The sequence below is a fragment of the Atopobium sp. oral taxon 810 str. F0209 genome (assembly GCF_000466405.1).
In the GTDB taxonomy this organism is placed as follows: domain Bacteria; phylum Actinomycetota; class Coriobacteriia; order Coriobacteriales; family Atopobiaceae; genus Olegusella.
On record NZ_KE952966.1, the window covers coordinates 70,659 to 84,267 of the forward strand.

General features: G+C 50.0%; 13 protein-coding genes. 6 read left to right on the forward strand and 7 right to left on the reverse strand.

The annotated features are described in order from the left end of the window. Positions 1 to 72: 72 nt before the first annotated feature. From HMPREF9069_RS07610 to HMPREF9069_RS07635, 6 genes are all read right to left on the reverse strand, one after another. Positions 73 to 609 carry a hypothetical protein gene (locus HMPREF9069_RS07610; RefSeq protein WP_035438833.1) on the reverse strand — a complete coding sequence of 179 codons (537 nt, stop codon included), beginning with the start codon at positions 607 to 609 and terminating at the stop codon, positions 73 to 75. A gap of 406 nt (positions 610 to 1,015) precedes the next feature. After that, positions 1,016 to 1,669, reverse strand: a complete 654-nt coding sequence (locus tag HMPREF9069_RS07615) for a DUF6652 family protein (RefSeq protein ID WP_021626661.1) — start codon at positions 1,667 to 1,669, stop codon at positions 1,016 to 1,018. A 288-nt stretch (positions 1,670 to 1,957) separates the two neighbouring features. Beyond that, on the reverse strand, positions 1,958 to 2,305 hold the full coding sequence (locus tag HMPREF9069_RS07620; RefSeq protein ID WP_021626662.1) for a YxeA family protein: 348 nt from the start codon (positions 2,303 to 2,305) through the stop codon (positions 1,958 to 1,960). A gap of 78 nt (positions 2,306 to 2,383) precedes the next feature. Then, positions 2,384 to 3,118: an ABC transporter permease gene (locus tag HMPREF9069_RS07625; RefSeq protein WP_021626663.1), complete on the reverse strand. Its 735-nt coding sequence runs from the start codon at positions 3,116 to 3,118 to the stop codon at positions 2,384 to 2,386. A 1-nt stretch (position 3,119) separates the two neighbouring features. Beyond that, positions 3,120 to 3,866, reverse strand: coding sequence for an ABC transporter permease (locus HMPREF9069_RS07630; RefSeq protein ID WP_021626664.1), 747 nt, complete (start codon positions 3,864 to 3,866; stop codon positions 3,120 to 3,122). After that, the gene (locus tag HMPREF9069_RS07635; RefSeq protein WP_021626665.1) at positions 3,866 to 4,765 is read right to left on the reverse strand and encodes an ABC transporter ATP-binding protein; all 900 of its coding nucleotides are present in this window, start codon (positions 4,763 to 4,765) and stop codon (positions 3,866 to 3,868) included. Before HMPREF9069_RS07635 ends, HMPREF9069_RS07630 begins: the two co-directional genes overlap by 1 nt. A 240-nt stretch (positions 4,766 to 5,005) precedes the next feature. Here HMPREF9069_RS07635 and HMPREF9069_RS07640 point away from each other — a divergent pair, with 240 nt between their 5' ends. Together HMPREF9069_RS07640 and HMPREF9069_RS07645 are read left to right on the forward strand one after the other, a co-directional pair. Continuing rightward, positions 5,006 to 5,713: a response regulator transcription factor gene (locus HMPREF9069_RS07640; protein WP_021626667.1), complete on the forward strand. Its 708-nt coding sequence runs from the start codon at positions 5,006 to 5,008 to the stop codon at positions 5,711 to 5,713. After that, positions 5,710 to 6,975: a sensor histidine kinase gene (locus HMPREF9069_RS07645; RefSeq protein WP_021626668.1), complete on the forward strand. Its 1,266-nt coding sequence runs from the start codon at positions 5,710 to 5,712 to the stop codon at positions 6,973 to 6,975. Before HMPREF9069_RS07640 ends, HMPREF9069_RS07645 begins: the two co-directional genes overlap by 4 nt. Positions 6,976 to 7,053: 78 nt before the next feature. On the opposite strand, the gene HMPREF9069_RS07650 is transcribed toward HMPREF9069_RS07645, so the two are convergent. After that, positions 7,054 to 8,718 carry a TFIIB-type zinc ribbon-containing protein gene (locus tag HMPREF9069_RS07650; protein WP_021626669.1) on the reverse strand — a complete coding sequence of 555 codons (1,665 nt, stop codon included), beginning with the start codon at positions 8,716 to 8,718 and terminating at the stop codon, positions 7,054 to 7,056. Between the two features lie 963 nt (positions 8,719 to 9,681). Here HMPREF9069_RS07650 and HMPREF9069_RS07655 point away from each other — a divergent pair. From HMPREF9069_RS07655 to HMPREF9069_RS07670, 4 genes are all read left to right on the forward strand, one after another. Further along, positions 9,682 to 10,305 carry a DUF47 domain-containing protein gene (locus HMPREF9069_RS07655; RefSeq protein ID WP_021626672.1) on the forward strand — a complete coding sequence of 208 codons (624 nt, stop codon included), beginning with the start codon at positions 9,682 to 9,684 and terminating at the stop codon, positions 10,303 to 10,305. A gap of 3 nt (positions 10,306 to 10,308) precedes the next feature. Then, entirely contained in the window at positions 10,309 to 11,301 is a 993-nt protein-coding gene (locus HMPREF9069_RS07660; RefSeq protein WP_021626673.1) for an inorganic phosphate transporter, read from the forward strand. Between the two features lies 1 nt (position 11,302). Further along, entirely contained in the window at positions 11,303 to 11,971 is a 669-nt protein-coding gene (locus HMPREF9069_RS07665) for a response regulator transcription factor (protein WP_021626674.1), read from the forward strand. Positions 11,972 to 12,070: 99 nt separating this feature from the next. Continuing rightward, a complete protein-coding gene (locus HMPREF9069_RS07670; RefSeq protein WP_021626675.1) occupies positions 12,071 to 13,564 on the forward strand; it encodes a hypothetical protein in 1,494 nt (497 codons plus the stop codon). Positions 13,565 to 13,609 lie beyond the last annotated feature (45 nt).

Below are 13,609 nucleotides of genomic sequence, written 5' to 3' on the forward strand. Positions count from 1 at the left end.
AATGGCGCATATCGGCTCTCAGAGCGAAGATGGGTCTGAAAATGCTGATTTTTACTGCAAAGGTTACATTCTTCAAGTTAAATACTTTGATTGCACTGCCGCAGCTGTAGAAATCCCAGATTCGGCTGAGCGTGCGTTAATCCGTGTCGCTGCATCACGTGCGACCCAGCTATCTCCTCCCTGAGCAGCAATAGATGCAAAGATTTCACGCGCAAGATTCAGATTGCCTTGAGCTTCGGCAAGACGAGCGATGTCATTGTTGCATTCCAGTTTCTGGAGGGGTGTAACTGCGGCTGCCTCCATCGCATTAATCGCTTTATTACACCCCGCCCAATCGCCAGCGTTAAATGCAAGGTCAAAATCTATCCATGCAAGCATCTGTGCGCTTACCCTATCTGCTCTCTCATTAGTTCGGGCAAGCGTCTCCACCTGCGCGCGTATACAAGCAAGTTCCTCGTAGTTACCATTCTGGGATGCGATATGGGCGCGTACGTTGCATCCTAGAATCCTGTTCTCCACACGCAATTTGAGATTTTGCTCAGCATGTTCTACCCAACGAAGAGCGACATCATTGTTGCCAAGCTGCTGAGAACATTGAGCATAAAGCATGGTATAGGTGCCTTGCTCTTGTTTTTTTGCTTTTACACTTTTCCATGATGATAGAAAGGGCACAAAGTATTTTCTGTGGGTCAAAATCGGCGTGGAGGATTTTAATGAATTCATTAAAATTGCGGGCATGCAAGAACATAGTTAAAGCTACAAGAATCAGGTAGGCAACTACACAGAGAACGAACATCCCAGGGTGCTCAATATTCGGATCTACCCAAATGACGCACACAGCCAGCAGCATGACCATTGTCATCATAGATACACCCATGATGATCCTATATCGACTTAGAACTCTGCCTGCTGCGCAGTCAAACTGGCGTACTTCGAAACTTTGGCATGAGTTGTAGGGTTGATGAATTGGTCTGAAGCCATGGAGCTTCTCCTCCTCAATCGCGCTAACGCTACCCTATGCCGCAGCTGCAGCAACAGAAGATGCAATGGTTGAGAAGACCCATCCCGCACCTACCATCAGAGAGATGGCGATAATACTAATTACGATAGCCACAACGATAGTAAGCCCGCGCCAACGTCCTACTCGCCACGTAAGCACCATGGTATCGATGACGTCAGTTACAAACACAAACTGGAGTAGAGCATTGACCACAACAGACGCGGTCGAACGTATGCCGTCACGCTGAGTAGCCACGAGATAAGCAAGTGAATATGCCGACCCTGCCGCCATAAGAACCCATCCCACAACAGATAGGAATATGGCAGTAGGCGATCCCACAAATATCATGAATGGTACAGGAATGAAGGTAGAAAGCGCAAAACCCGCAGCAAGCGCACCACCCATTACAAAGAAAGGAACGAGTCCATACTTCAGCAAAACGGCGCTATTCAGTAGGAACGCACGCGATTCAGACTGATACCCCACCACAGCAGCAGCAATGTTCGCTACAGCAAGAATAAACGGGATTGCCATCACCGTCAGTGCGGCGGAGCCAGCCTCCTCAGATTGTCCCTGAGGCAAGAACCCAAGCAGAATGGGACATGCGTACAGCGAGACTAGATAGAGAATCGGCACCATGTAAAGCACTCGAAAACCGGTTCGCTCCATGTCTCTCTCCTTCGGCAGGGGCACTTCAACGGTAATTGGCTGCTCACAATCGTATCATGCACCCGCCAATCGTAGCTCGAAGATGCTTTATCCCAGCTCATTTTGCCAGAGATGGAATTCACCTCTTAAGATGAACGCCATTCGAGCACCCATCAACAAGCTAATCAATGTTCATCCGTATCAAAGATGGCCTGACAAAGGATAAGGGGAGATGGCATCAGAACGCCGCAAGAGCCACCTTCGCATTTGTCTCACATTAATACATCGAGACAGATGCGAGGCCAGCTCCTAGTGCTCAGGTAATCGCTCACGCACTGCTTGCGGTAGTTGATCGGACTGGACCTCCTCCCACGAAATCACTTCGCGCACGGGCAAGTAGGCAAGCTTGAGGTATGCCCCATCCCTGAGTCGCTTGCCCGCAGTAAAGGTAAGCTGTCGACTCGCGCCGCCATCGTTATACGCGTTAAGCGTGTACTCCCAGAGCTCCTCGTCTCCGTCGCTTTTTTCTTGTGCTACCGCATCATTTACTTGGGCATACCATATGGAAGCGTTATCGCTATTTGTCAGCCAAAAAGCTCCTGCCAGGGCACCCAGCACAAGCAGGGTCAATACGATTGATATGATTCTCTTCACCATTCGATGACTCCTCTCTCAGTGCAATTCTTTCTAGCGTGACTCGTGATTTACTCCGAGCATTCCTGCAGTTCCCTCGTCCTATTCAGATGTTGCTGCCGCATGCGACATCATCAGAGCGCAGATAGTGGAGGCTGCGATGGAAAAGAGGGCAACCACGCCCACAAACCGCACGAGCTCGGCGGGCGCAAGGGTCCCACCTCCGTTGGCGTTTGATGCCAATGACATAAGCGCCCAAGGCCACCACAGACCCCATCCCTTAGACGAGAGCAAAAGGCCCGCAACGCTCCCTGCAAGTGCTATTCCCACTGGTGCGGCAAAGCTGCGCACGACTAATGACACGAGTAGTTGCACTGCCACCATGGCCACACCCCCGACCCAAGAGAGCAAGAGATAGACAACATAGTCACAGGACGGGAAACCAACTAGGCCCACCATCTTGCCGCAAACCACGAACAACGCTCCCGTCGCGGCAAGAGCAACACCCAGCATCCCTGTGCCCACCACGAGTTTCGCAACGACTATGCGCCAAAGAGCGACAGGGCTCGTGAGTAGCTGGTTCCAATTTGACCCCGCGTGCTCGAGTCCCATAAGCCATGAGCAACCTGCACCTACGAGTGCAGGCAAAAAGAAGTAAAACTCAAACAGGGTGTGCTGCGTCCAAAGATTTTCCCAGCCCAGCATGAGGAGGTCTAAATTTTGCTGGTAGTTGAAGGTACCGATGGCTGCTGCGATGAAGGGTAGCACCACATAAGCAATCCAGATGGGCGCGCGGCGCAGTTTGTCAACCTCCGCGCACAGGGCTTGCATCATCATGCTAGAGCTCCTTTCTTGAGAACCAAACGGACGAGACCGCGATGACTGTCGCGCATATCGCAACCAAAAGAACTGCATCTCCCCAGGTAAAGGGTACGGTGTAGGAGGACGTCACGTGTGTAGCGGCATCCCAACTCATCCGCACGCACGAAAGCAGACCGAAGTAGCCACTAGGGACAAGACGCTGAATGACAGGTGGGAAAAAGAGACTAAAGAGACCCGCAAGCGAGAGGGCAAGGCCCAATGCGAGTGAGACAAACTGGTTCTCCCAGCGCAGCGCAACAGCCTGTACAACGGCAGCCACCGTGAAGGTGGGACCAATCTGGCAGATGGCAAAAGCTGCGAATTCGACGACACTCAACTGATCAGTAAAGCCCTTGTAGGCCGCAAGTATGGCAAGTCCCCCTGTTTCCAGCGCGACCGTAATGGTGATGAGCGTGAGACTACAGACGAGTTTTGCAGCAAAGAGCGTAGCTGGCCGCTGCAGACATAGGAGCTCCTTCAGAGCCTGCGCCTCGTGATCGGTCTCACACGCTTGAGATGAGATGACAGCAGCAAATAGGGTCAAGACGATGGAGTTTACAATTGGAGCCATAGAGAGCAGGGATGTTGTTCCGTCCGATGAACCTTGGGCAGTGCGTGCAGCACTGGACGCCATCCATATAAGGCAGAGCGCAGCAGTACCAAAGCAGATGAGCCATACGTTCCTGCGCCTGAGCTTCGCAAACTCAAGCATAAGCGCGCACATCACAGACTCCTCCCCTCCGTGAAAGCAAGGAAAAGGTCTTCAATGCTCTCGCTACGTTCCTCAATCCGCACGACGCCAATACCCGCCCGCGCAAGTGCGAGAGAAAGACGCGCTACCGTCACATCATCGGCAAAAGGAGCAAGCAGCCAACCATCCTGTTTGGTAGCGCCCAAGAGCATGGATGCACGCTGGTCGTCGGTCGTGCGAAAGGCTAGCTGTCGCTTGGCGCATGCCCTCAGCTCCTTGAGAGAACCTTGCCATACCATTTGACCTCGACTGATGATGCCCACATGATCGGCCATCTGCTCGACCTCAGAAAGCAAATGACTCGAGACTAGGACCGTGGTGCCATGTGTCTGGGGCAGCATACGAACGAGTGCACGCATCTCATGGATACCCTCGGGGTCAAGACCGTTAGTAGGCTCGTCGAGCAGTACAAGCTTAGGGTTGCCAAGCAATGCAGCCGCAAGTCCCAAGCGCTGCTTCATGCCCAGCGAGAATTGACCAGCAAGCTTCTTGCCTGTATCGGCCAACCCCACCGTCTCGAGAGCCTCATCAATTGAAGAAACAGGAAGTCCCTTGAGCCTGCGAATGATATCAAGGTTCTCACGAGCGGTAAGATGGCGATAACAACTCGGGTTCTCTATGAGCGAGCCCACATGCGCAAGAACCTCAAGGCGATTCTTTCTCCCCATGTGCTCACCCAACACGTCCACCTCTCCAGATGAAGGGTGCACCAGACCCAAAATCATCTTCATGGTGGTGGATTTTCCTGCTCCATTGGGTCCAAGAAAGCCATACACTGCTCCCTCTGGCACCCTAAGTTCGATGCTATCTACAACCCGCGTGCCACTGTACGACTTGGTAAGTGCATGCGTAGCGATTGTCAATTCGGTCATCCCGCTCCTCCCTCGCTGCTATTTCCTCACGGCTTGGAAAGACCTGCCTCCATATGGATCCCGCGTGAAAAGCAAATCTGTCGGCTACCTATCCAAACCGCAATTCCAAGGCTAATCTCCGCAAATTTCACCTCGCTTTCCCCGACCTTTCGTTCAGCTTTCATTTTTCGAGAAAGAAAGATGCCCTAAGAAAGCCCTCTTACTGCTGGGTTAAAATGCAGGAAAACAGGAGGTAAAAGCATGAGAGACATATACGAGGCACGAGTACTAGTGGTGGAAGACGATCCCACCCTCCGCACGCAATTGCTCGGGCTTCTTGGTCGCGAGGGCTATCGCGACGTACATGGGACTGGTACCGTGGCGGATGCTCTCCTCATCGCCAGCACCTGGCAGCCCCATCTCTACCTGCTCGACGTGATGTTGCCTGATGGCAACGGCTTTGATCTTTTACGCCACCTGCGCGAGACAAGCGATGCGCCCGCGCTGTTCCTCTCCGCCCGCGACGAGGATGCCAGCCGACTACGAGGTTTGGGACTGGGCGCCGACGATTACGTAACCAAGCCATTCTTACCCGCTGAGCTTCTGCTGCGGCTAGCTGCCGTACTACGTCGCAGTTATCGCCTGCCCGAAGTACTTCCTACAATCACGCTGGGAAAGACAGAGGTTGATCTGGCCACGGGTGAAGTGCATCGTGGCGGTAACGCAGTGGCAACGCTTACTGCCAAGGAGCATGCACTGATCAAGCGCTTATCCGAGAGTCGTGGCTCCATCGTAACAACCGACGAACTGTGCCACAGCGTCTATGGAGATGAATTTGGCTATGCCAATGCCCTTGCAATCCTTATGCGCCGCCTGCGTGAAAAGGTCGAGGATGATCCCTCACATCCATGCTGGATTGTTACGGTACGTGGCTTGGGCTATCGCCTAGTGAACGAGGATGCACAATGAAGGGATTAGCGCGTACGCGCATGCGAGACGGTCTGGGCATTATTGCATCCTGCATCATCGGCGCCACAGTCATTCTCATCGCCAATGTTCTCATCGTGGGTGCTGTCACCTTGGCACTTTCCCTCACGGGCGCTAGCAACACTGGCCCAAGCGCCACAGAGGTATCCCAAGCACTCGCCAAACAAGGTGGTACATACACTCTCTCTGCGAATATGGTACGGGATCTACGCAAGCACAACTGCTGGGCTTTGCTCATCAACAAAGATGGACAGGTGACTTGGGGCCTTGACGTACCGGATGATATACCCACAAGCTATACCCCAGCTGACATCGCATCCTTTGCGCGCTGGTACTTAAATGACTACCCCGTATCCATTTGGAGACACGGTGAGGGACTTGTAGTGGTGGGGCTGCCAAAGAACTCGCTATGGAAATACTCCTTTACATCGAGCTTCAAGACATTAGGTGGAGGCATTCTGCTCGTCGTTGCACTCTTCTTTGCCGATCTAGTTGTGCTTGTTGTGCTCGCACGGCTATTTGCTCGCCGATCATGGAAACAGCGCGACGATGCCCGCAATGAATGGGTAGCGGCGGTTTCACACGACGTGCGTACACCACTTGCGGCAGTTGTTACAGATGCAAGTGAACTGTTGGAAAGCCCTCAGCTTGACGAAGCAGAGCGAGTACGCGCTAAGCGCATCGTGACAAAGTCACAAGAAACGGCAGCACTACTCGCCGATCTCAACACAGCAAATCGCCTACGCTACGCCATGGAGCCAGTTGATACATGCGACGTGCACCTAGCAGCAGTTGCGCGCTCGGTGGTAGCAAGCTTCCTAGACGGAGGAACGGGTGGTTGCGAGCTAGAACTGGCTGTGGCACCTGTAGCTGAAGGCGTCTGCGTACGTGGCAACGAGGCACTGCTAAAGCGCATGCTATCAAACCTCGTAGGCAATAGCATCCACCACAATCCGCAGGGCTGCCATGTGACCGTATCGTTTGATATACGTGCAGGATTGTTGGGGTCGGCATTCAGACAACGTTGCGTGCTCTCCGTGAGCGATGACGGACGTGGATTTGGGGCTGAGTCACTCTCAACACTTAGAAAGAAGTCGGGTGACGAGCTTCCCGAACACGGACTGGGACTTGTTATCGTGCGACGCATCGCTACGGCTCATGGTGGACGAGCAAACTTCACGAACAATGAGGGTTGCGGGTGTACTTGTACCGTGGAGCTACCAGTCGCAGTGCGACGAACGTAAAGCATGAAGAGGCCAAGTGAAATAATAGGGCGCGATATTGCAGCCCCATTCGTATACCTCATCTCTGTCTGACCTTTTTCAGAACGCAATCGCACAGGCCGATCCTATGAGCAATAATGCAAAGAAAATGGTAAGGGGCAAGAAGCATAGTATGGCCAGCCCGGTACGCAGGATAGTACCAAGCAGAGAGCCTTCGACGCTAGAGTTGCTTGTATCAAAAGGACCAAAGCTACCATCAGGCATGATGCGACGGAATATGGGGAAGTCAAACACCAGCCTTCGACCAGCCTTTGTCCAAGCAACAACCATCAAAAAGAAGCCGATACAATACCATGCTGCACCATAGCTAATATCGAAATCCGCAAACAACTCCGCCCAAGCTCTACCACCCAAACCAACTTGTATCAGACGAAGCAGTGCTGCTAACACCACGGGTACAAACAGTGCAAACAACCCTATAAAGAGAAGCATAGCCACACGGGCTGGTGTATAAAAACGCATATCAACAGGCACCCAGTTATCCTGTTGACGCTCAAAAAGCACGGGTGGCGCTACAGATGCTTTAAGCTGCTTATCATTACTACTGGTGACGTAGCGAAGTATATTGCCTTCGCGCACTGCACTAATGACGCCATTGTCATAAATAACATGTATTCCACGTGTGTCGCGATTTTGTCCAAGTATCCCAAAGAAAAAAATTCCTGCGACCCCAGCAATAGCCATCGATATGACTATGCATTCGTACCAGACCTCGTATACCTCGCGGAATAAATACATCATGATCAGCAGCACTACCAGTGTTGCCAGCCCTGCTTCGATTGCCCACTTGTAGTCGCGCTTGTACCGCTTGGTGTTTACCGCGACGCGTCCAGTCTGACCATTCACGGCAGCAAGTGTTTCTTTTCCCTGCTTTATAAAATAGATGGGCAACAGCGTCGCGGTATTCAGCATGTTGTCGATGTGCGGCATAATGCCAATTCCCTGTGTACCAAACTTTTTTGCAAATATAGCTGAATAATCATGACGTACTTCTTCGACAATACGTTTTTTGAGTTCTGCTTCACTCACATCCTGTAGCTTTACTTTCTGTCCAGCAATCCAGCCGAACTCAAACTCACGAATGCCAGATGAATCAAAGGGTTCGATGGCATCAAGCAGCTCGTTATCAAGATTGCGTACCGTATTGACCGGCGTATCCTCAAGCTTGCCAGCACAACGATAAATACGCTCGGAGTTGTCCTGCGAAACATTACATACAACCGAACCCGCAATATATTGGTAGGGCAGATAAGCTCCCTTGAGACTGGAGATTTTCTTCCTAAGCGCGTGGGCTTCAGGAGCGCTCACATGAGCATCGCACCAGGCAGTAAGCTGCGCTGCTGCTTCGGTCTTTGTAAGAACAAAGGGAATGATAGTCCAGGGCATATTGGCAGCATCCGTAAACTCAGATCGCACAAGCTTACCTCCGCAATAGTCGCAGATGCCCCCTGCTTCACCTTCTTCTACCGAAATTTCGGCTCCACAGTTGGGGCAGTTATAAACTGCACGCGAATACTTGCGTGCCTCTAGTGCAACACGTTGCTCGCCAGCTTTCTGCCGAGCCTTAAAACTAGCAAGAGCATCGCCCACAGAGTCAACGTTCCCGCAGTAAGCACAACGGTACGACTGCGTCATGATGTCAAAGTCTGCCTGCTGCCCACATGAGGAACATTTAATAAGGAAAGGGGACTGTTCATGTGCCATATGAAAATCTCCTCACTATATCGGTTCCGTCACGCAATATACGAGGCGGAGCCAAAATCAGTAGCCTCTACTTTTAGCAAGCTAAAACCGCTATGTTGGACTCGATAGGCTGACTTTGCCTGTTCTACCTTGGATTAGATAGAGCAGAATTACTCTTTTTCTGAGGTGAGGTTTACGGGGAAATGCGCAGATACGGGTCAACATACATATGGCGGGGGCGGGCTTGAAAATGCTCACACAAGCATCTTTCCCACGGAAACTTCTTCGATATGCAACAAGGGTGAGATATAGAAACGTGCTAGGTATGTTTGCTGCTACCACAACCTATATGCTGCCATCGATCTATCGGTAGTGTTGTTATTAGCTGCTTTTTTCTTTCAAACAAATTGATCCATGGAAAATTACATCTCGAAGCTATTTCTTAGCCTATACCTTGAAGGAAAATAATCATTCACAGACCCCTCCTCGCTCTGAGGGCCGATATGCGCCATTTAGGGTCGTTGTTGGATAAGATATTTATATTTGAAATGCAGACCTAGGCCGTCTACCAGCGAATTTGTTAAAACCAAAAGATGCGGCAAAACACGGGAAAACAGCCGCCTTCCAAAACAGCTCTTCTACCAGCAGGAATGCTGCAACACAAATTTCAGCAAATGGCGCAGATCGGCCCTCAGAGCGAAGAGGGGTCAAACGGTAGGTTATTTTGGCTGTTTGGGGATATCTAGGGGGCACAATGCAAGACTGCGCACGCGGATCCGCAGTTTCCGATGCCCCCATACCCCAGTACTCCGATGCGAGGTTTTCATATAGCGCCTTCATATGAGCATTTTCATATTGAGCCGCGTATTTTTAAAAAAATATCGAAAATGAGAATTCTTGCGGGTAAAAGCATTTCCGCTTACCGAATGTACGCTTGACCTGATACCATATTCAAGCTCGCTAACCGCGTGTAATGGAGGCTGTATGAGCCGAGTGAAGCATCACGAGGACATTTTTTATCGTCTGATTGATGATTTTGGTACCAACGTTGTTGCTGCCGCAGACCTGTATAAAGACATCATTTACAATTTCTCACCCGAAAATGGACGTGTGCAGGAGTTCCGTGATATGGAGCATACCTGCGACGCATGTGTACGTGCCATTATGGTTGAGCTTGCGCAGTCCTTTATCACGCCGTTTGATCGTGAGGATATCGCAGCATTGGCGCACAAAATGGACGATATTGTTGACTCCATGTACGGGGTTGTTCAGCGTCTAACAATTTTTCATGTTGATGAAGTACGCCCTAGTGCTCGGGATTTGGCAGACATTACAGTGAACTGCACCCACGAGCTCAAAATTTTGTTTGAGCATTTACCTAATTTCAAAAAAGACAAAGTGGTTCGTGAGCAAACCGAAAAGATTAAGCTTCTTGAGGATGACGGTGACGACACCTATCACATTGCCCTTGGACATCTCTATGACGGTGGTATTGATACTGTTGATGTTATTAAGTGGAATAAACTCTATGACACCATGGAAGCAGCTATTGATGCCTGCGAGGAATGCGCCTATGTAGTTGATGGCGTAGTTATAAAGAACGCATAGCCTATGTTTAGTCCACTCCTCATAGCTGTCCTGATTGCTGCGACAACTTTTGAACTCATCAACGGCTTTCACGATACAGCAAATGCTATTGCAACGACGGTCTATACCCGAGCTCTTACACCTACTCTGGCTATTGGCATGTCGGCTGCAATGAATTTTATCGGCGCTCTTACAAATGATTCGGTTGCGTTGACGGTCGCACATGGCTTGGTGAGTACAGACCTGCATCTTTATGCAATTCTTGCAGCGTTGATTGGCTCTATTGCCTGGGACTTGTTTACGTGGTGGCGTGGTATTCCATCAAGTTCTTCTCATGCACTCATTGGTAGTTTGATTGGTGCCACGATAGTGTTTTCGGGTTCACTTAGAACCGTTGAGTGGGGAAACGTTCTTGGCAAGGTTGTTATCCCTCTTTTTACTTCCCCGCTCATAGGTATGCTCATTGGTTTTTCAGTGATGCATCTGGTGTTTGAGCTTTTTGCGGAGTGGCCTCATGCCAAGGCAAACGGTCTGTTTCATAAGGCGCAGATTTGCTCGTCGGCGTTTATGGCATATTCGCATGGTTGCAACGACGCCCAAAAAACGATGGGTATTATCACCCTTGCACTGATTGCCAGCGGCCTGCAGCCTGCGGGTTCTGATGTGCAGCTTTGGGTCAAGATTTTCTGTGCAGCGACAATGGCGGTGGGTACCGCTGTAGGTGGTCAGCGTGTTATGAAGACGGTTGGCCAAGGCGTGACCAAGCTTGAGCCTGTGATGGGTTTTGTGTCCGAGACTTCCTCAGCTATTGCCATCCAAATCATGACGGCGCTTGGTGCCCCCGTGTCAACAACGCAGGTTATTACGACCTCCATCATGGGTGCAGGTTCTGCTCGTAGTATTAAGAAGGTTCGTTGGGGTACCGCGCGTTCCATTATTGGCGCATGGATACTGACGCTGCCTGCAACCATCGCTCTCGGCGGCGTTTTTGCATTTGTTGTAGGGATGTTCCTTTAATATGGCGCGCATTTTTGTTATAGAGGATGACGAAGCAGTTCGTACTCAACTTGCAATCCTTTTGCAAAATGTAGGGCACGAAGTCATTGAACCGTCGTCATTCAGTCATCTTGCAACAGAAGTTATTAGGTCTAATCCGCATCTAGTTTTGCTTGATCTTGGCTTGCCAGGTACTGATGGTCAGTATGTAGCGCGCGAATTGCGTCAGCGTTCTGATATCCCCATTGTGGTTCTTACCAGTCGTGCAAGCGAACTTGATGAGCTTATGAGCCTTTCTTTGGGTGCAGATGACTTTATTGCAAAGCCCTACAATGGGCAGGTTTTGCTTGCCCATATTGACGCGATACTTCGCCGTACTCAGTCTGCTATGGAAGTAGGACGTAGCATAAGCTGGAAAAACCTCACACTAGATGTGTTGCGTTCTACCGCAAGTCATGAAGGCAAAAGCGTTGAACTTACCAAAAATGAATTGCGCATTCTTGAATTGTTGATGCGTGGTGAAGGTGCGGTTATATCGCGCGAAGAACTCATGGAAGCACTGTGGGACTCCGATAGCTTTGTCGATGACAATACTCTCACGGTCAATATGAATCGCCTGCGTCAGACTCTAGGGCGAATTGGGGTAAATAATTACATCACTACTCATCGCGGGCGAGGATATTCTGCATGAGTCCCCTTGATTATCTGCGTGCCCACCTCGCAAGTACAATTGCCTCACTTGCTGCATCGGCGTTGCCTTTTTTGTTATTACAGCAGATGGGTCTTGAGCATGACCCAGCCTTGCTCATTTCTCTTTGTACTTGGCTGTGGATTGGTGGGAGTTGCCTATTATCGTCTGTTGACTTGGGGCTTTCCTGGTTTTAATTCTGGAGCAAATCCCTTGCAGTTTATTGTGACTACCGTGATGGTCATCGTGGGTACGGTTTTGGTATTCTTTGGTCTCGCTACGGTGGTTACCTTATTGCTTCGTAGGTCAAAGCGTTATTGGCGCGATCTTAATGCCTTTACGATGCGACAGGTAGACTCTCAGATTAATTCGGCCTGCATGTCAATGGCGGTGGTTTCTCTGGTGCTGTTTTTGGCAATTACTTCAGTGACAGGTGGTATGAGTATATGTTCAGCGCTCAATGAGATGGCACGTATTTCTTCACCGTTTAGCGCCTCAATTAAAGTGATATATACTCCCGATGCGACAAAGGTACTAGATATCCAGCAGATTGCTGCAGATGAAGGAGCAGATCTTGCATCTGTAGGTGCTACTAGTTTGTCAACGCTGTACCGCACTGACAAACTAGTAAGTGAGCACACCTCAGTTCATCTTTCTGATATTGGGGATAAGCTTGGGATTGAGTTACCCGATGCATTTAAGTATGCCAATGCCAATACGCTGGGTATGTTTACAATGAGCCTGAGTGATTACAATTCGACTCGTGAGATTTTGGGTATGCCAAAAATTCAACTCGCAGATGATGAGTATGCAATTAGCTGTACCCTCAGCGGTATTGAGCAGTTTTACAAAGAGATGCTGAGGAAGGGTTATGACCTTGAGGTAGGAGGACGCAAGCTTCATGCATCCAAGTTTGGCTTGATAAGTGATCCTTCGGCTGCTATCGAGAATTCTTCCATTGCAATAAATCCCGGTACGCTTATTCTTCCCGATGATGTAATAGAGACAGGGACGCCTTATGAGACTGTGTTGAATCTTGCTTATACCCAGCCAACAAAGCAGGCAAATGTTTCAGTTAAAAAGGCGATTGGAATCCTAGAGCAGTTCCAAGCTGGCAAGGGCAAGGCAAATCATGTAGTTCAGGTAATGAGTCTCACGGCAACCGAAGCGGCGCAAAATGGAAATACACTATCTGGCCTAATTAGTTATTTGGCGGTATATATCGGATTTGTACTCGTAGTAAGCTGCGCTACTATCCTTGCAATTCAACAGCTTTCATCTTCTGCTGACTCCGCTCCCCGCTATCGCACTTTGGCAGAGCTTGGTTGTCCAGATAGGCTCCTACGTCGCTCGCTTGCTACTCAGATTGGTGTGTCATTTATTTTGCCTTTGCTAGTAGCTTTGGCTCACTCACTATGTGCGCTCAAAGTTGTGCTTAAGTTGATTGAATCTTTTGGCTTTGTAAATTTAGCTTCAAGTTCCACCTTGGTACTCGTGATATTTGTGGTGGTATACGGTGGTTATTTGCTGGTGACCTATGCCTGTTCGCGCGGATTGATGCTTACAGCTATTGCTGAAGGCAGGCATGCACTATAGTTTTTAGTGTGGAGATATCGCAAGTAAATATGTATCAAAAGGGCC